Source organism: Variovorax restrictus, from assembly GCF_051216715.1.
Taxonomy (GTDB): Bacteria; Pseudomonadota; Gammaproteobacteria; order Burkholderiales; family Burkholderiaceae_C; genus Variovorax.
Window position 1 is genome coordinate 38,278 of the sequence record NZ_JBPJZH010000003.1, and the last position, 18,509, is coordinate 56,786.

The following is an 18,509-nucleotide window of genomic DNA, read 5'->3' on the forward strand; positions in this document are numbered from 1 at the left end:
ACTGTCGACCCTCTCATCGTGTCAAGGTCAAGCTTATTTTGATGATGGGTCTTCAGGGCAACAGACGCGAAGCTTGGGCGGCCTGAAACAGGCGCATGGTGCGGTTTATGGCCGACCGAGAGGCGGCACGATCATCGTCACCCCCATTGAGCGGTGAAATAGAGCGCAGCCGGCTCAGCGCGCGTTGATGCAAGTCAAAGCGCTGGGCGGGAACATCCGTAATGTGTCGCTGCGGTCCCACCTCTACCTCCAGTAACCAAAAGGAAGTTTTATGAAGCTGTTTTCACGAGTAGTCCCCCTGCTTGCCTCCGCGCTTATGGCCTTGGGGCTGGGCGGTTGTGCCGCTTCTGCAAAGAGCGACGACCATGCACATGCCACGATGGGCGCGAAGGACATGCAGTCCCACTGCGAGATGCACAAGAAGATGATGAGCGGCAAGTCGTCCGCCGAGCAGCAAACCATGATGGAAAAGCACATGACGTCCATGACGCCGGAGATGCGGCAGCGGATGCGAGCAATGCACGAGCGGTGCAAGTAGGCTCGGGATGACCAGGCAAGTGGCGGCGCCGGCGGGTACCCCCGGGAGCGGCCAGCTTTCCTCAGGTGCCTTGGCGCTCGGCGGCGTCGTCCTGATTGGAATGGGCCTCTATTTCATCTTTATTCGCCCGGCGCTGCTCCCGGAAGACCCTCGCTTCATGGGCACGACGCTGGAGCACATTCGTGTCGCCTTTCCTGGCCTGCTGCTTTGGCTGCCGCGCGTCTTCTGGGTGATGGGCGGCTACATGGTGTCCACTGGGCTGCTGACTTGCTACTTGGCAAGAACCTGTTTCCGCAGCCGGGCTCCCGGCGCGGCCTGGGTCGCAGCGCTGAGCGCGGGCACCTCCATCGGATTGATGGTCGTCGTGAATTTTCTCATCGACTCTGACTTCAGATGGCTCCTGCTGCTTTTCACGGCACCGTGGCTGGTAGCGCTGGGGCTCTACGCGCGCGGGAAGTAACGTCTCACCTTCGCGGCATCAAAATTGGAGACGGGCAGGGTCGTGGCTTCGCGCGCTGTGCACTTTGTAGCCATTTCCCGGCCGGCTATTTCCCCCAAACCCGCTGCCCAACTACAATTCTTCGGTGATCAGCTTTCGCGCGATTTTTCTGTGGCTCATGATGTTTGCGGTGCCTTTTCAAGGCTACGCGGCAGCAGCCATGGCTGTTTGCGCCCCGGGGTCGCCCATGTCAATGGAAGCTGTCTCCGCCCCGACGGGCAGCGGTCACCATGATCATGGTGATGCGGTCTCCGCCGCGGGCCACCACGCAGACGCCCAAGTTGGCGCGCATGACCACAGCGCTGATGCTGAGCATGACGACGGGGGCCACAAATGTGGCAATTGCGCCCCCTGCCATGCTGTTGGGTTGACACCGGACGTTGCTGGCGTCAAGAACGTTGGCCTTCCTCAGGCTGACCTGGTAGAGCCTCTCTACGCGCTGGCGATCGTCTCGCCCGGCGTTCCTCAAAAACCTCCTCGCGTCTAAGGCGTTCGCCGGCGACAGCATTGCTGTCGTCGTTTGAACGCGCATGCATCGCTTGCTGTTTCTTCCGCCTTGCGGCGGTCGACGGCACTTCGTTCATGAACATCGCGAGGAACCCATGTTCACACCATCGCCGGCCCTCTGGCTGGCCAGCTTGACCACATTCGTGGCTTTCACGGCAGGCGCGCAAACTGCGCCCGCCGTCGATGCTCCCTCGGCTACGCCGAATTCTCTTTCCTACAGTTCGGCGATGGATGGCTACAAAGCCTTCGCTGACGAGAAGGCCATCCCATGGAAGGCCGCCAACGACACCGTCAACAGCCGTGGTGGATGGCGCGCCTATGCCAAAGAGGCCAGCGGCGAGCCCTCTGACCCTAAGGCGCCTGCAGCGGCGGATCCACACGCCGGCCATGTCATGCCCGCCCCCAAGGAGAAGCCATGACACGCCCGCTGCGTTTAGCACTTGGCGCCGTCGGCCTTGCCGTACTCACAGGCTGTGCCTCCCTCGGCATCGATGATGCCGTCAAGCAGACCAATAGCTCTGCGGCACAGTTCACCGGCGGCAACCTGGAGCTGAGCCGCACTAAGGAACAGCGTGACGCACGCCTTGCGATCGCCGATGAGCTTCTGAACAAGCCCCTGACGCAGGATGCCGCAGTGCGTCTCGCCCTGGCGAACAGCCCTGCGTTGCAGGCGATGGTGGCTCAGAGCTGGGCCGAGATCTCCAACGCGAACCAGGCGGGCCGCATTCCCAACCCGGTTTTCAGCTTCGAGCGGCTGCGCATTGGAGATGAGCTGGAAATCGGGCGGCTTTTGTCATTCGGCGTGGTTGACCTGATCCTCCTACCGCGACGGATGTCCATCGCGCGGAGCCAGGGCGTGCAGGCGCAGATCCAGCTCACGACCACCGTCGTGGACCAGGTGACCCAGGTTCGCTCGGCCTGGGTGCGCGCAGTCGCCGCGCAGCAGTTGCTGCAGTACGGTGAGCAAGTCAAACAGTCCGCCGACGCCAGCGCCGAGCTTGCTCGGCGGATGCAGCTCGTCGGCAACTTCAGCAAGCTGCAGCGGGCGCGACAGCAGGTGTTCTATGCCGACGCCACGACGCAACTGGCCTCGGCTCGTCATGCCGCCACTTCTGCCCGCGAGGAACTGATCCGCGCGCTGGGCCTGGATGACAGCCAGGCCGCAAAGTTGCAGCTGCCAGAGCGACTGCCCGATTTGCCCAAGGAGCCCCGTCCAGCTCAGGCCGTGGCCAGCACTGCGGGTGCACAACGCCTGGACGTGCAACAGGCACGCGCGCAGCTGGAGGTGGCAGGGAGGTCGCAAGGCATCAACCAACTCTCCACGTTCATCGATGTGGAAGCTGGAATCCGGCGCGACACCGTCTTTGACAACCAAGAGGGGACGCGCAGCACCGGGCGAGGGTTTGAGCTGGACATCCGGCTGCCCCTGTTTGACTGGGGCTCCGCTCAGCGCGACGCACTGAACGCTCAATCTCTGGTGGCTGCCAACCGCTACGACGCAGCCGTCCGCGGTGCGACCTCTCAGCTGCGCCAGGACTACTCGGCATATCGCACGACTTACGACATCGCACGCCACTACCGCGACGAAATCGTCCCATTGCGCCAGGCGATGGCCGACGAGAACGTCCTTCGCTACAACGGGATGCTGATCGGCGTCTTCGAGCTCTTGGCCGAGGCACGCGACCAGATCTCAAGTGTGACCAACGCGATCAACGCCCAGCAGCAGTTTTGGTTGGCGGACGCGGCGCTCGCCGCCTCTGTGATCGGCAAACCCTCTGCCATGGCCTCCCCGGCTGCCGGTGGCGCCAGCTCCCAAGCTGCCGCCGCACCGGCCCATTGAGCAAATCTTCAAGAGCTACACATGAACAACAGACGCAACTTTCTAAGCGGTGCGGGGGCCATCACGGGTGCCATCGCCGCCGCCACGGTGAGCAAGGTAGCGATGGCCGCCTTGCCAGAGCCGGTCTTTCAGGGAAAGCCGGACACCATGCCTCCGCTGGCGCCTTCAACGGGCCGCCCCTACAACCCAGTCGTCACGCTCAATGGCTGGACCTTGCCCTGGCGCATGAACAACGGCGTCAAGGAATTTCACCTGGTCGCCGAGCCAGTGGTGCGCGAGATGGCGCCCGGCTTCAAGGCCAACCTCTGGGGCTACAACGGCCAGTCGCCCGGCCCAACCATCGAAGTCGTAGAGGGCGACCGGGTGCGCATCTTCGTCACCAACAAGCTGCCCGAGCACACCAGCATCCACTGGCACGGCCAGCGCCTGCCCAACGGCATGGACGGCGTCACCGGTTTGAACCAGCCGGGTATTCAGCCAGGCAAAACGTTCGTCTACGAGTTCGTCGCGCGCCGGCCCGGCACCTTCATGTACCACCCTCACGCCGACGAGATGGTGCAAATGGCGATGGGGATGATGGGCTTCTGGGTCACGCATCCCAAGGCCGAGCATCCGCTGATCGAGAAGGTCGATCGCGATTTCGTGTTCCTACTGAATGCTTACGACGTGGAGCCTGGCAGCGCGACGCCCAAGATCATGACGATGCTGGACTTCAACCTGTGGTCCTGGAACAGCCGCATCTTTCCTGGCATCGACTCGCTCAACGTTCGACAGAACGACAAGGTCAGGATTCGCATCGGCAACCTCACGATGACGAACCACCCGATGCATCTGCACGGGCACGAGTTCCTCGTCACCGGCACCGACGGAGGTCCGACGCCGAAGACCTCCAGGCAGTACGAGGTGACCACCGACGTGGCGGTCGGGCAGATGCGACAGATTGAATTCCTCGCGGACGAGGAAGGCGACTGGGCGTTCCATTGCCACAAGAGCCATCACACGATGAACGCCATGGGCCACGACGTGCCCACCATGATCGGTGTCGACCACAAGGATGTCGTCAAACAGGTCACCAAGCTTGTTCCCGACTACATGGTGATGGGCGAGCGCGGCATGGCGGACATGGGCGAGATGGAGATGCCGCTTCCGGACAACACGGCGCGAATGATGACCGGCGAAGGACCCTTCGGCTCGGTCGAGATGGGCGGCATGTTCAGCGTGCTGAAGGTCCGCAAGGACCAGAAGCGCGGCGACTACTCGAACCCTGGATGGTTCAAGCATCCACAAGGCACCGTTGCCTACGAATTCAACGGTACCTCCGCGGAGCCGCCCCGCGCACGCGACGCTGGCGCGGCCGCAATGCCGGCCCAGAACATGCCGGCCAAAAACATCGAAGTGCAAGTCCGTAAGCCAACCAAAGGCCATGCAGGCCATTGACCCCGCGTTTTTTCAACAGAGGAAATCACATGAAGATCCAGACCATTCGCTCTGCAGCAGTCGCTGCGATCACCGCCATTGCCGCTGTTGGTGCTTTGGCTGCCGGTAGTCATGCCGGCGGTCACGACGCCAACGACGCCATCGGCAAGCCCGGTGTGGCAGCCAAGGCAACCCGCACCGTCAAGGTGGACATGACCGACGCGATGCGCTTCACCCCCGCGAGCATTGACGTCAAGCAAAACGAGACCGTGCGCTTTCTCATCACTAACTCGGGGAACATCAAGCACGAGCTCGTCCTGGGTACCGAGAAGGAGCTCAAGGAGCACTACCAGCTCATGATGAAGAACCCGGAGATGGAGCATGACGACCCGAACATGGTCACGCTCGCGCCCGGCAAGAGCGGCGAGGTTGTCTGGCAGTTCACCAAGGCCGGGAAGATCGACTTCGCGTGCCTGCAGCCAGGCCACTACGACGCCGGTATGAAGGGCGCGGTCAACGTCGCCAAGTCGGCTGGAAAAAACTCGAAGTAACCCTCTTTGGCTCAGCGCGGAGCGCCGGGCCTGCATCCCTCAATCAAAGGAAAACGCTATGAAAAAGATCCAATTTGCGATCGCAGCTTCGACAGCAGCCCTCGTGATTTCCATGGCTGGTGTGGCCGGAGCGCAAACCACGAGCGCACCTGCCGCTTCTGCCACTTCCGCCGAGATGGCCGAGGGCGAAGTGCGCAAAGTTGACAAAGAGAACCAGAAGCTCACGATCAAGCACGGCCCGCTCAAGAACCTCGACATGCCCGGCATGACGATGGTGTTTCAAGTCCAGGACGCGGCAATGCTCGAAAAGGTCCAAGCGGGCGACAAGGTCCGCTTCGTTGCCGAGAAGCTGGACGGGAAATTTACGGTCACCAAGATGGACGCAAGTCGCTGACGCTAGTTGCCGGCGCGGCTCCTCACAGCGATGCCTCGTCAGTTCGAACAATTTTTCCTTTCTGAAGGAGTTTCCATGAAGATGACTTTTTTGACACGTTCCCTCTCGGTGATCGCCCTTGGTGGCGCACTGCTTCAGCCAGTGGCCTTTGCACAGCCCGCGGCGCAGCACGGTCACCTAACGGCTGGTGCGCCTGGAGCCGCCGGCATGCGGGGCAACATGGACATGAAGTCCATGATGAAGGACATGAACGACAAGATGGCCTCGATGTCCATGAGCGGCAATCCGGACGTCGACTTCGCGATGATGATGCGAATGCACCACCAGGGCGCCATCGACATGGCTCAAGCTGAACTGCAGTCAGGCAAGGACTCCCAGATGCGCAGGATGGCCACGAACATCATCAAGGCGCAGAAAAAAGAGATCGCCGAACTCGACAAGTTCCTGGCGAAGCACGGCCACTCTGGCGAGGCCATGAAGAAGTAAACCGGCCGCCTCTCACGGCGGTTCTCCTCGGCGCTCTCGGCGCTCCCTCTCATGCCGCGAAGCTCGCGTGCGTCTTGACCTTCTCACGATGAGAAGGTCAAGACTTACCTCAGAAAGAGGAATTTTATGCAGCCCAGCAACAAACAGAGCCACGACCACGCACATTGCGGGCACGGTGCTACGGCACCGCACAGCGCCTCAGATGGCGTTTCCGCAAGTGCCTTGGCAGCCGCCTCTCACGAGGCACCTCACGACCATGCAGCACATGAGGTCGCGGCGGGGCACGCTGTCGATCACCCAGGCCACCACGGTCACGTGACGCGCAGTGTGGCTGATGCAAATTCCTCTGTAGCGGGGCAGGGACAGGTCGAATTCACCTGCCCCATGCATCCCCAAATTCGCCAGATGGGTCCGGGCAGCTGCCCGATCTGCGGGATGGCACTTGAGCCGCTTGTGGCAAGCGCCGAGAGCGGAGAAAGCCCCGAGCTGCGCGACATGACCAAGCGTTTCTGGGTGGGACTGGCCCTGACGGTGCCTGTGTTCATCCTGGAGATGGGTGCACACCTGGTGAATCTGCATGCGTTCATCGCGCCGCAACTGTCCAACTGGGTTCAGCTGGTTCTGGCGACACCGGTGGTGTTGTGGAGCGGCTGGCCATTCTTTGTACGCGCTGCGGCCTCGGTGAAAAACCGCAGCCTCAACATGTTCTCGCTAATCGCCCTGGGGACGGGCATCGCTTGGATTTACAGCATCGTCGGCACCCTCGCGCCGGGCATCTTCCCAGCAGAGTTTCGCGGACCAGAAGGCGCGGTGGCGGTCTACTTCGAAGCAGCCGCCGTGATCACGGTGCTTGTCCTCCTCGGCCAGGTGCTCGAACTGCGGGCCAGGGAAAAAACCTCGGGCGCCATCAAGGCTCTCCTCGGGCTGGCTCCGAAGACGGCTGTGAAGGTAGGTGCTGGCGGAACGGATGAGACAGTGGAGGTTGAGGCCATTCAGGTCGGAGATCTGTTGCGCGTGCGGCCTGGCGAGAAGGTTCCTGTCGACGGAAAGCTCATCGAGGGCAAGGGCAACGTTGACGAGTCCATGGTGACGGGTGAGCCGGTGCCCGTTGCCAAAACCGTCGACTCCCAGGTCACTGCTGGCACGCTGAACCAGACGGGCGGTTTCGTGATGCGTGCGGAGAAGGTGGGCGCGGACACACTGCTCTCGCAGATCGTTCACATGGTGGCGGCGGCCCAGCGCAGCCGTGCCCCGATCCAGCGCATGGCCGACCAGGTGGCGGGGTGGTTCGTTCCTGTGGTGATCGCCGTTGCCCTGCTTACCTTCGGGGCGTGGTTCGTCTGGGGGCCGAGCCCAGCGTTCTCGTATGCACTGATCGCCGCGGTGGCTGTCCTGATCATCGCGTGCCCTTGCGCCTTGGGCCTCGCCACTCCGATGTCCATCATGGTCGGGGTGGGACGCGGCGCGCAGAGCGGCGTTCTGATCCGCGATGCAGAGGCGCTCGAACGCATGGAAAAGGTCGATACCTTGGTGGTCGACAAGACCGGCACCTTGACCGAGGGTCGCCCTAAAGTCGTGAAAGTGCAGCCTTTGAACGGTTTCGAGGCCGACGATGTGCTCCAGAAACTCGCGAGCGTCGAGCGTGCCAGCGAGCATCCCCTCGCCGCGGCAATCGTGGCTGACGCGTTGGAGCTCAAGCTCACTCTGTCACCCACCACCGACTTTGATTCGCCGGTGGGCAAAGGGGTGATCGGCACGGTGGACGGTGTTCAGGTTATTTGTGGCAGTGCCAAGTTCCTGGCCGAGCACGCCATCGATGTCGGAGCCGCCGACCAGGATGCCGAACCCATCCGGGCCAAGGCTGCCACGGTCATCTTCGTGGGCATCGGTGGCCGACTTGCGGGCTTTGTCGGCATTGCCGATCCCATCAAGGCAAGCACAGCCCAGGCCATTGCCAGCCTTCGCAAGAGCAACATACGCGTCGTCATGTTGACTGGCGACGGCAAGACGACGGCGCAAGCAGTGGCCCGCGAGCTTGGCATCGACGAGGTTGTCGCTGAGGTGCTGCCGGAGGACAAGGCTTCGGTGGTGCAACGCCTGAAAAACGAGGGGCGCGTTGTTGCCATGGCCGGGGACGGCGTCAACGATGCGCCTGCGCTCGCAGCAGCCGATGTCGGCATCGCCATGGGCACGGGAACAGACGTTGCCATGGAAAGCTCGGGTATCACGCTGCTGCAGGGTGATCTGATGGGCATCGTGAAGGCGCGTCAGCTCTCGCAGGCCACCATGAGCAACATTCGCCTGAACCTCTGGTTCGCATTTGGCTACAACGTGCTCGGGATTCCGATTGCGGCCGGCGTGCTGTACCCGTTCTTCGGCATCCTGCTTTCACCGGTCGTCGCAGCCGCCGCGATGGCGCTGTCCTCGGTCAGCGTGATCGCGAATTCGCTTCGCTTGCGCACGAGCAAGCTCGTGGATTGAAGCTCAAGGCGGGCGCGACGCTTCGTCCCTACCTTACGTGCCGCCGGGGCGAGGGCGGTGCGGGACTGGCTGCGGCGGCGGCCGCGTGATAAATCACCTAGAGAGGCTAGCGCGCCCTAGACAGGTGGTCTTCGCACCAGCAGATAATGATCTGTCACAAAGGACGATCATGGCGATCAAAGGAATGACGCGGCTGGAATTCGAAGGCGTGATGGCGGCTTACGTTCGCCCGTCTGACGCCATCGACAGCTTCGAGCATCTGGTTGGGCGGGGCCTGCAGCTTGAGAGAATCGAAGAGGCGATCGTTTCGCCCGGCAAGCACGTATTCATCTACGGCGACAGAGGTGCAGGGAAGACGTCTCTCGCGCAGACGATTGCGCACGCTCACAATCCGTCATCGTCGACGCCCGTCCTCGTTGCCTGTGGCAAGAAGACGACCTTCTCTTCAATCGTCTACGACATCGCGGCTCAACTTATCGGGCGATCTCGATTTTCAGTCGCCGAGGGAAGTCGCACATTGGGGGCGCAGCTCGCCGCCGGGCCTTTCGCGGGCATCAGTGGGGGCGTCAATGGCAGCACAACAGTCAAGATCGCCGAGAGACAGATCGACGTCGTCGACCTTAACGCGGCGACCGCGTTGCTCAGCGAAGCTGCGAGCGTTCGCGGTAGCCGCTCGATCGTGGTGATCGACGAGTTCGAGAACCTTCCGGCCTTGGAGGATAGGCAGCTTTTCGCAGAGCTCATAAAGCAACTGTCCGATCGCAAAGTCCCCGTCACCCTCGTGTTCTGCGGCATCGGGGAATCCCTGCAAGACCTGCTTGAAGGACACGGTTCGTCCGACCGTTACCTACATGAAGAAAAGCTGCCTACCCCGCCACTGAACTTTGGGCAGCAGTGGGAAATCGTTGATTCGGCCGCAGCAAAGCTCGGCGTGACGGTAAACAGCGATTCACGACTGCGCATCGCACAGGTGTTGATTTCCATCCAGAACTGACCCACTAAGCCCGGCGAGGGGGTGCGGATAAAAAGTTGGACTGGTTTATGCTGCGAGTCCAAGACTCACGCGGTATTCGATAGGGCTGAGAGAGCCAAGGGAAATCTTGATCCGCTTCTCGTTGTACCAGCGGATGTAGCCGTCGACCACCTCAATGAACTGCTCGATGGTCGTGCCTTTCCAGTCCCGAGGATAGAACAGCTCATTCTTCAGCCGACCGAAGAAGCCCTCGCACGCCGCGTTGTCAGGCGAGCAGGCTTTGCGCGACATCGAACGGGTAAGGTTCGCGTCACTCATTCTCGATAGCCAACCAGGCCAACGGTAGTGCCCTCCGCGGTCTGAGTGGACCACTGGTCGATCATTGGTCTCTGTCACCGTTTCGATAGCAGCATCGAGCATGGTGTTGACCAGCTCAGCATCCGGGCTCGTGCCAATGGTCCAGCTGACCACCATTCCATCGAAGCAATCGATGATCGGCGACAGGTAGATTTTGCCCGCCGGTATCTGGAACTCCGTGATGTCCGTCAGCCATTTCTCGTTGGGCGCTGCAGCCTGGAAGTTACGGTTGATGACGTTCTCGGGCGCGGGGCTGATCTCGCCGAGGTAGGACGCGAACCTGCGCCGCTTGGGCTTTGCAACGACCAGGCTCTCTTGCTTCATCAGCCGCTGCACTACCTTCTCGGAGATCGGGCCTTGCTCTCTGGCCAGTGAGGCTTGCAGCCTGCGGTAACCGTAGCAGCGGTGGTTTGAATCGAAGATCTCGGTGATGGACTGGCGCACCCCAAGGTACTTGTCGCCGATCGCTGAGCGGGCCCGATGGTAGAAGTACGAGCTGCGCGCAAGACCCAACTGTGCAAGGAGCTCTGGCAGGCCATAGTGCTCCCTGAGGGCGTCAATCAGCACTGTCTTCTCCCGGTTGGACAGGAGCTGCAGATCGACGCCCAGGCCTTTTTTTAACAGTTCATTGGCCTTGTTCAAGAGGTCCTGCTCAAGGCGCAGTTGCCTGACCTCGCGGCGCAGTATCTCAATCTGGCGCTCGAGTTCTTCGCGCTCCCGCTCCTGCGGTGATTGATCCGTGTGTTTCATGGATGCGGGTGCCTCACGTCCCAGAAGCTGGTTCTTCCAGTTGTACAACGTCGGCCGGCAAACGCCGAACTTTTCGGCCACCGCCTGCGCACTTTCCCGCCGAGTGCAGAGCTCTATCACTCCCGCTTGCTTCAAGCTCCCGGGGTACCTTCGTTGCCCCACACTGCCAACGACAGCCCTCCTGGCCTCAGGGAAGGCCTCACGCACCCATTCGGTCAGCGTTCCACGCCCTGGATAGCCCAGAGCCCTCATGGTGGCAGCGATGCATCGATCATGGGTCAGGTAGTGCTCGATGGCCGTCGCCTTCTGGGCCTGAGAGAACTTGGGTTCTCGACCTGCGTAGCCGGCCGCAAGGTCGAGCCGCTGCTGATACTCGCGGTACCAACCCTTCAACGCGTTCTTGGTTGGGTAACCCAGCTGCCTGATCGTGGGCCTTACGCGTTTGCCCAACTCGATGTAGAGCTCAACTGCTCGGATTCGGTCTTCGTATGAATACATGAACTACCTCCTAGTAGTCCAAGTTTTCGTCCGCACCCCCGCCGGGTCAGGATTGCATGGAACTCAACAGATCGACAAAGCAAACGGCGCATGGAACTCGGCACCGAGGCGATCCTAGGATTTGGTCGAACCCCGCAGCGCTGTCCCGGCCGCGCAATTCCTACAGAGGTGCGGAGAAGGCGCGCTCGCACCCGCCATCGGGATGTTCTTCGCTCTGATCGACCTCTCCGTGTCAGCGCGCCTTGAAGCTCAAGCGGAGGGACCAAAGGTCATTTCGACAGTTGACCTCAGCCGCCCTGATTATCTCCAATAGAACGGGTACAACGATCAAAAAAGCGACTGCGAGCTGAGGCCTTAGCCGCTTTTTTGGCTCTCCGCATGTGCTGACTGCCTGGGGAGGGAAGGCGCTTCTTGCCCATACGGACGGTTGAACAATAAAAAATGCGGCTGAGCTCGGGAGCATCAGCCGCGCGTTCAGACTGCTCGAGCTACTTTTTGCGTTGCGGATCGACGTCCGAAACTTCTGCCAGCACGAGGTCGGCGAATACTCCATCTAAGTGGACCCGGAACATCTCGCCGGTCCGCGCCATGTAGACCGCCGCTTTCCCCAACTGGCTCGAGAGGGATTCATAGTCATGGAACTCGGCGCCGGTGCCGCGGTACTGGAAGTTCGGCATGGCATTCGCGTCTCGCAATTGACCATTCGGAACCACCTCCCGCCAGAGGCCCGGTAAGGCTTGCTCGAGATCCAGCAGTTCCTTGTCGTTCGGACCCTCAAACACGAGCGCCACATGGGCTTGGTAGCCGTTGCCACTCGCACGGTCGATGAGACGCGCATCTCCCACCATCGCCTCACCATAAACCAGCTTCAAGCGCCGGATGAGATCGCGGCTGCTGCGGTGCATGTGGAGGAAACGGGTTCGGTAATCTGCAGCTCCGCAGGACGCGAGTTCAAGTTCGACGCGCACGAGGTGGCCCGTCGGATGCGCTCGAGCGAGCTTGGCAAAGTAGCGCTTCGTATTCTGAAAGCGCGTCTGGTGGACCTCATCGTGCAGGGCCTGAGCGCGACCGGCGCTGGTACTGCGCTCCCGGTCTCGAACAAGGTCGCCAAAGTTTTCGAGCAGGGTCACCAGCGGCGCCGTATCGGAATGCCAATCTTGCGACCAGTCGATCCACAATTGGTGCAGGCCGACGTGAGCGAAGGCGCGGCAAGCTGTCTCGATCCTCGGCGCGAATGCCAAGTCGCTGCAATCAGATTGATTAAGAGCCGAGACTGCAGGAAGCACATGTTTGAGTGAGCGACCCAGCGGCTTCATCGAGAAGGCGCCGCTCGAGGAGCGCCGAAAGAAAAGCGTTCGGTCGATTGACTTCGTACATTGGTGCACGAAGTCGAGCAGTGCGAGAAGCTGATCGGTTTGCAGCTCTCCTTGGCGCAGGTGCTCTGGCTTGATTTGGGGAGCAAGCATTTGTTCCTGCGTCTGGAGTGCGTGCGCGTGCTGCCAGCCCGCACCAACAAGCGTGAAAGCTTGCAAAGGGTTGTGAGCCAAACGTTCGCTCAAAGCGATGCGCAGAGGTTGTTTGGCGGGACTCACACGCGGGGGAAGGGGTATCGGCTCGTACCGGGGAAGACCTGGCACTACGGCCGGCCAGGGGGAAGTGAAATCCGTCATGACCGGTTGCTCCTAAATGAAGTTAACGTAGCGCGCGCGGCCTTCGGCGGCGCTGATGGCGATCGGGAAAGGCGGCGTGCGCTTGGGAGGACGCCCCGCCTTCAGATAGACCTGCGGGTCGTCACCGCCCATGATGCCGCCCTTGCCGAAAGTGTCGACGTCCGCGCCCACGTTCAGCTTCACGTAGACCCCGGCGAGGGTGACGTAGGAGGCGATCAGTTGCAAGCCGGTGATGACGTTAGGATCGCGCAGAGACACGAGCCCCAGCGCCTTATAGCGCTGTTTATGACGAGCTTCGTTGCCGTTAAAGGCCCAGCCCAAGCCCAAGGTGATCGTCGACCACTTGTCGTCGATTTCATTGACGATATTGACGTGGTCTTCGTTGCCGCGAGGCTTGAGGATAATCAAGTAGTGGTGGTGCAGGCCGCTTTCACGCCCATGCTCGAGCGTCCAGGCGTACAGGAGGAGGTCGCGTTTGAAACGCTTGCGCAACCAAGCGTGAAAGCGCTTGCGGCAGGCCAGGAGCTCGTGCAGGCGGCCGAATACAGGGTGGTCGCCGTACTTGACCGGTTCGCTGTCCTTCGAGTTTAAGAAGGTGTCGACGCGCAAGACGACGGCATCGGAATAGCGTTCTGAAACGGCCGCGATGTTATTGAGCAAGCGCTGGAAGTTGTCGTTGGCGCTGCGCTCAAAGTTCTCTTGCGCCTTCTTCACCAAGGGGCGCTTCATCACCTTGATGAAGACCTCGACAAAGCGGTTCGCATGCTCTGCGATCTCGATCGCTTCTTCGATCGAGAACGTGTTCTTCAAGTACCAGTCGAAGGAGAAGCGTCCCAACTGCGCCAGGCGCAGGAGTTTGAGCATTTCCCGGTAAACCGGAAAGAAAATGTAGCACGGGTAGCCTGCGGCCAGTTGCACGTGATCCTTGGAAAGGACCAACAGCAACTTGCTCACGTCGTCGTCTGCGCAGCGCACTCGTGCAAATCCGTCGCGCACTTGTTTGATGTCGAACGCTGGTGCTACGCGCTTCTTGAGGACAGGCATCAATCCGCGCAACTGCGAGAGGATCTGGTCATCAACGTTGTTCTTGAAGATCATCTTCTGGTTACGTTCGATGCGCTGGCGGAACAGGGCCTGCTCCGCCAAGATGAGTTCGGTGGCCAACTTGGTGTTGGCCTTGCTCGGAAGCTGGTTAATGGGTGGAAGTTTCATGATTGGAAAAGAGAGGTCCACACACCTGTGCACGGAGACACAAGGTGTGATTGGGTTTTGCAATAGATATAGAAGGAAAGCTACCCGCCCGACCAAACAACGCCGTGAAACTCGCTATTGGGAGGTCCCAAGGAGTGGCGCCTCCGCGAAATTCCGGTCAGAAATGGGCGGCCGCTTTGCCTCTGCGCCGAGCGAAGAACTCCCAGAGCTAGACGTTGGCCACCTTGGCGGGGGCGCCGTGATGATGGCCTGCTGCTAAGGAAGAGATCGGCGCGGAACTTTGTTCGCGGGCTTCGATCAGGGCGACGCGGTGTTCGAGGATGACGGGGGAGGCGTGGTAAGGGCTGGAATCAACTTGACGCTCTCTCCGTCGAGTTTGCTTTCCGTCGTGGATGGCGTTATTCGGACGCCACCGCATGAACCACAGCGGATACCTTCGCCGCTTTCGCCGTGCAGCGCACGCGTTTCGTCGAGCAGCTTCTTGAACTTAGCTGGATGCAGTTTGACACCGTCATGCTCGAGCGCTTCCATGACAGCACGCTGCGTGACGCCGCGCGTGAGCGCCTGCTCGATGTTGGGATACAACGCGGTGAACTTGGCGATGATGGTGCGCTCGGCCGCGGGCTGAAGTGCGTCGAGCGACTTCATCAACACATCGACGCCTGGGACGATGCAGGTAGACATCGGGTTCATCGCTGGCGCTCCTCGATCAGCATCGTTATCGAATCGGCCGGCCACAGCAGGCGGCGGTTCGGCAGACGCAGTGGCTTGATATCGAAATATGAGCCGTGACTGCTCAGGCGCTTGCGAACAGTCTGTGCATCGACGAGGTGTTGCGCGGCGAACGCATCGGTGGTGAGTTGAAACCTTACGGGAGTGGAAGGGGGCTGTGTTGGCATTGGGTATCCAGAAGTACGTCACTGCATGACCATGCACATCGCTGAGTCGAAGTGCCCGCTGCAGTGGCGTGGATTCTGGAAATGCGGCATAGGTTGCGCCAGGTACTTTTGGGTTTCCGGGTGCCGCGGAAGCGTGGTCTCCCTTCAAGGCTGGCATTCGGGCGACTGGCAACCTGACAGCTGAAGATCGAAACACGTACGCCAGTCCACAGCGCGGTCGTGCGATAGGCTCAACATGTCCGGCATACCTGCACACTTTCCATTCAAAATGCTCAATCATGACCAAAAAGAAGATTGATAATTCTCTTTATTACTTTCTAGTCGGCAGGCTTAGCAATGCGCTGCCGCTTGAGTTTGCGATCCGAGCTTCACAGTCAAGCTATCCAATGGCTCTGGAGCGATTGCAAGTGGTCGACAAAGAGATCCGGGCATGCTTGCGCGAGTGGGGCGCGCGCGAGGAGGAAATCGACGCGGAAGAACTGATTGATTATGCGTGGGATTTGTTGCAGATCGGATTTCCGCGAGTCCGACTGCATGGTCGGATATTAACTCCAGAAATCAGTCAAATTTTGACGCGCTGCCGTCGTGAGATTCACTCAAAAATAAATCTCCGAGAAAATGATCTGGCCATTCCCGCTGCAAAATACTTCAGGGTTTGCGGTCTCCTGAATGGAAATGATATAAGAGAAATGCTTCTGACTTCAATAAAATGTCTTGGCGTTGCGGGAGGCTACCAGAGTACTGATGACATTGAATTGAGGGAATTTTCTCCCGTTTGGCGGATTCGAGAGCCGATTCGGCTTCATCGAGGAATTGATATAAGCATAGACTGCACCGAGTCTGGTCGGCACCGGCACTGCCTGTGCGTGGAAGTCGATTCTGTCTTTGACGTGCTGGATATCGAACGGCAAATGGATGAATTCCTCTATCAACTTGCTTTAATGAGAGAGTTGCGCACGAGCCCTCAAGGGGACGTGGTTTCTAGCAAGTTGTTCAACAGGGTTCTAGCGAGAAACGTTTCCGGTGAATCAAGCGAAGAGCTGGTGACACGCATAGACGGAATTGCTGCGGTACTTGCTGGCCTGTACTGCTGGGACTTGCACAAGAAAAATCACCTGCGGCTTGAGGATGCCAAGCAGGAGGCGCTTAAGATCTATGAGCGAGGCGAAGATGCGATGAAGAAGAACTACGATAGTGTCCGCGCCAAGATTAACGAATATGCGGTGAAGTTTGAAACTGGCGCGATCGTTGATGGCGAGCCGTCCGAGGCTGCTGCATGACGGGCGTGGTTACGGAAGACGGCGTCGGACTTAAGTAAACGCTCTTCCGGCAGTCTCTCAAGCATGAGATTGGGCATTGGCGGGGATACCCGCTTGTTCAAGCATCCAGGATTCGATCTGCTCGTGCCATTTGCGCAGCAGATCCAGTGGTCGGCGTCGGTAGTGTTTCTCGGCGATTGCGCTGGGTTTATGGCCCTGGATCTGGGCGATAGCGCCGGCTGGCGTTTCGCACCATTCGGACAAGGTGCCGAACGATCTGCGCAACCCGTGCAGCGTGATGTGCGGCAACTCGGCCTGCTGGAGCGCTCCGGTGTGGGCACCGCGCGGTTCGGCAATCTTGCCGTCGGCAGCTGTGGGGCTGGGAAAGACCCAGGGCGAAGGGGTCCAGGTGCGGCCTTGTGCTTCGAAGCGCCTCAGCTGCCGCCGGGTCGGCGGGATCTCATTTAACCGCTTGAGTTCGAGTAACAGCCTAGACAGGTAGGGGGTGAGTGGGATGGTCCGCCCTCCTGTCCCTTCCACTTTGTCATTGAGCGTAAGGCTGCACCAGCGGAAATCTACGTCGTCCCACCGCAGTGCTGCAAGTTCTTCACGCCGGGCGCCCGTGATGAGCAAACCTTGCAGGTAAGCGCTCATCACCGGGTTGGAGATCCCGCGCACGCCGGTGAACCAGGAAGCTAGCTGTTCGCGCTGCAAACAGTCACCCTCCTTGGCCCTTACGCGCGGAACCACACCCTTTACCCCACGGGTCTGGTAGCTGTCAGCTGGAATGAGCCCGTTGTAGGCCGGGGTGTCTTTGGCCCAGCGGATAAAGCTTCGCAGCAGTCGAAACGACAGCGCGGTCATCGTAGGGCGGGCGGCGGCCTCGGCCGTGAGCCATTGTGCGATGCGCGGTCCTGTGAGGTCAGGAAGTCGCAGTGCGCGGAATGTGGCCAGTGGACCGGCCTGAGTAAGGCCCGCACCCCGCCTTCTGGCCACTCCCCCCTCCGAGGCATGCTGCACGTGATCGCGGTAGTGGCGTTCACTCCAAAACGGTCTGCGCTCTTGGATGTAGACGTCCCATGCCTGACTAAAGAGCACGTCCTGGCGAGCGGCCTCTTCTCGACGCGCCTCCAAGGCTTGGCGCTGCTCGGCCTTTACCTCCCGGGGGTCTTTGCCCTCATCTACGAGCATCTTGAGGCGGCTTGCTTCCGTGCGTGCTCGGCCCAAGTCCCAGGCACGTGCGTCACCGATCGTGACGCGCAGTGTCTTGCCGAACAGGCGGGACTCGAAGATGTAAGCCCTAGCGCCGGCCGCGGTGACCCGCAAGCCGAAGCCCGGGGTCTTTGCGTCCCAATGGATGGTCTGTTGTTTGCCGGGCTCGCAGGGCAGGTTCTCTACTCGCACAGCAGTCAGATTTTGCTTTGTCGTCATACATGCCTACATGGCGCCGTGTAGGCGCTATGTAGGCAGTTTAGAGCAATTCGGATCAACATCGATCGTCACGCGAATCGATCTCCGAAACGGTAAGTCTTTGATTTGAAAGTGGTTTTCTATGTAAATCAACGCCAATCAATGTGGAAGTACATCCACATGCTCAGATTGAAAATCCGCGTGTCGGTGGTTCGATTCCGCCCCAGGCCACCAGTATTCATGCGCCCCAGCGCCCTTTTCGGGTTCTGGGGCGTTTTGCATTTGAGCGTGGGCTTCTACAAAAAGGAGAGTTCCGGGGTCGACGCAATGGCAGCGTGCATCGTCCGCTTGGAGGGGTGCCGTGCCGAAGGCGGCACAAGTGTGGGAGCAGGTTTCTCTACCTGTTTACGGCCTCTGAGGGGCAGTCCTTCCTCGTCCTCGTGACCAAAGCATTGTGCTCGGAGTCCTTCGGTGCAGATGGTTTCACTATCACCCCAGTCGGATCACGGCTGGATGTCAAGGGCCAGCGCATAGGTCGACGACAGCACATGGTGACCTTTCTGCTTGCGACGAGTCCCCGCAATATTGGCCTTGTGCTGCGAGCTCCAGATAGGGCTCGCCGATCGCAAAGCGCCGCAAGGCGGTGTCGTGCCTGCTCGATCGAGTCACCTGGACGCGTCGCCGTTAACTTGCGCGATCAGTCTCGATTAATGACGCATTCTGCAGGCCACGCCTGGCACGCCGCTTTCAGCGATGGGCTGCAGCGCGG

The 18,509-nt window shown here is 60.2% G+C and carries 18 protein-coding genes; 11 read left to right on the top strand and 7 right to left on the bottom strand.

The annotated features are described in order from the left end of the window. Positions 1-271: 271 nt before the first annotated feature. Together ACSFA0_RS19680 and ACSFA0_RS19685 are read left to right on the top strand one after the other, a co-directional pair. Positions 272-538 carry a hypothetical protein gene (locus ACSFA0_RS19680; protein WP_435451978.1) on the top strand — a complete coding sequence of 89 codons (267 nt, stop codon included), beginning with the start codon at positions 272-274 and terminating at the stop codon, positions 536-538. Between the two features lie 7 nt (positions 539-545). Then, complete coding sequence (locus tag ACSFA0_RS19685; protein WP_435451979.1) at positions 546-998, top strand: hypothetical protein; 453 nt, start codon at positions 546-548, stop codon at positions 996-998. A gap of 229 nt (positions 999-1,227) precedes the next feature. On the opposite strand, the gene ACSFA0_RS19690 is transcribed toward ACSFA0_RS19685, so the two are convergent. Continuing rightward, entirely contained in the window at positions 1,228-1,569 is a 342-nt protein-coding gene (locus ACSFA0_RS19690; RefSeq protein WP_435451980.1) for a hypothetical protein, read from the bottom strand. 70 nt (positions 1,570-1,639) lie between these two features. On the opposite strand from ACSFA0_RS19690, the gene ACSFA0_RS19695 reads away from it, so the two are divergent. From ACSFA0_RS19695 to ACSFA0_RS19730, 8 genes are all read left to right on the top strand, one after another. Next, on the top strand, positions 1,640-1,963 hold the full coding sequence (locus ACSFA0_RS19695) for a hypothetical protein (RefSeq protein WP_435451981.1): 324 nt from the start codon (positions 1,640-1,642) through the stop codon (positions 1,961-1,963). Beyond that, entirely contained in the window at positions 1,960-3,384 is a 1,425-nt protein-coding gene (locus tag ACSFA0_RS19700) for a TolC family protein (protein WP_435451982.1), read from the top strand. The genes ACSFA0_RS19695 and ACSFA0_RS19700 overlap by 4 nt, the downstream gene beginning before the upstream one ends. A 21-nt stretch (positions 3,385-3,405) precedes the next feature. Beyond that, entirely contained in the window at positions 3,406-4,821 is a 1,416-nt protein-coding gene (locus tag ACSFA0_RS19705; protein WP_435451983.1) for a multicopper oxidase family protein, read from the top strand. A gap of 29 nt (positions 4,822-4,850) precedes the next feature. Further along, the gene (locus ACSFA0_RS19710) at positions 4,851-5,351 is read left to right on the top strand and encodes a cupredoxin domain-containing protein (RefSeq protein ID WP_435451984.1); all 501 of its coding nucleotides are present in this window, start codon (positions 4,851-4,853) and stop codon (positions 5,349-5,351) included. 58 nt (positions 5,352-5,409) lie between these two features. Beyond that, positions 5,410-5,745, top strand: coding sequence for a copper-binding protein (locus ACSFA0_RS19715; protein WP_435451985.1), 336 nt, complete (start codon positions 5,410-5,412; stop codon positions 5,743-5,745). Positions 5,746-5,820: 75 nt separating this feature from the next. Next, positions 5,821-6,231 carry a DUF305 domain-containing protein gene (locus ACSFA0_RS19720; RefSeq protein WP_435451986.1) on the top strand — a complete coding sequence of 137 codons (411 nt, stop codon included), beginning with the start codon at positions 5,821-5,823 and terminating at the stop codon, positions 6,229-6,231. Positions 6,232-6,615: 384 nt separating this feature from the next. Next, positions 6,616-8,712, top strand: a complete 2,097-nt coding sequence (locus ACSFA0_RS19725; RefSeq protein ID WP_435451987.1) for a copper-transporting P-type ATPase — start codon at positions 6,616-6,618, stop codon at positions 8,710-8,712. A 169-nt stretch (positions 8,713-8,881) separates the two neighbouring features. Next, on the top strand, positions 8,882-9,706 hold the full coding sequence (locus ACSFA0_RS19730; RefSeq protein WP_435451988.1) for an ATP-binding protein: 825 nt from the start codon (positions 8,882-8,884) through the stop codon (positions 9,704-9,706). Positions 9,707-9,751: 45 nt separating this feature from the next. Here ACSFA0_RS19730 and ACSFA0_RS19735 read toward each other — a convergent pair whose 3' ends face one another. The 5 genes from ACSFA0_RS19735 to ACSFA0_RS19755 all read right to left on the bottom strand — a co-directional run bounded on the left by ACSFA0_RS19735 (position 9,752) and on the right by ACSFA0_RS19755 (position 15,071). Then, on the bottom strand, positions 9,752-11,290 hold the full coding sequence (locus ACSFA0_RS19735; RefSeq protein ID WP_435451989.1) for an IS3 family transposase: 1,539 nt from the start codon (positions 11,288-11,290) through the stop codon (positions 9,752-9,754). Positions 11,291-11,778: 488 nt separating this feature from the next. Beyond that, entirely contained in the window at positions 11,779-12,960 is a 1,182-nt protein-coding gene (locus ACSFA0_RS19740) for a hypothetical protein (RefSeq protein WP_435451990.1), read from the bottom strand. Positions 12,961-12,972: 12 nt separating this feature from the next. Beyond that, on the bottom strand, positions 12,973-14,172 hold the full coding sequence (locus tag ACSFA0_RS19745; protein WP_435451991.1) for a hypothetical protein: 1,200 nt from the start codon (positions 14,170-14,172) through the stop codon (positions 12,973-12,975). Positions 14,173-14,469: 297 nt separating this feature from the next. Then, the gene (locus ACSFA0_RS19750; protein WP_435451992.1) at positions 14,470-14,865 is read right to left on the bottom strand and encodes a nucleotide exchange factor GrpE; all 396 of its coding nucleotides are present in this window, start codon (positions 14,863-14,865) and stop codon (positions 14,470-14,472) included. Beyond that, positions 14,862-15,071: a DNA-binding protein gene (locus ACSFA0_RS19755; protein WP_435451993.1), complete on the bottom strand. Its 210-nt coding sequence runs from the start codon at positions 15,069-15,071 to the stop codon at positions 14,862-14,864. The genes ACSFA0_RS19750 and ACSFA0_RS19755 overlap by 4 nt, the downstream gene beginning before the upstream one ends. 278 nt (positions 15,072-15,349) lie before the next feature. Between ACSFA0_RS19755 and ACSFA0_RS19760 the strand changes: the two genes are divergently transcribed. Beyond that, positions 15,350-16,351, top strand: coding sequence for a hypothetical protein (locus ACSFA0_RS19760; protein ID WP_435451994.1), 1,002 nt, complete (start codon positions 15,350-15,352; stop codon positions 16,349-16,351). 57 nt (positions 16,352-16,408) lie between these two features. Here ACSFA0_RS19760 and ACSFA0_RS19765 read toward each other — a convergent pair whose 3' ends face one another. Next, positions 16,409-17,761 (bottom strand): tyrosine-type recombinase/integrase, encoded by a 1,353-nt coding sequence (locus ACSFA0_RS19765; protein WP_435451995.1) that lies wholly within the window; start codon positions 17,759-17,761, stop codon positions 16,409-16,411. Positions 17,762-18,509: the final 748 nt, after the last annotated feature.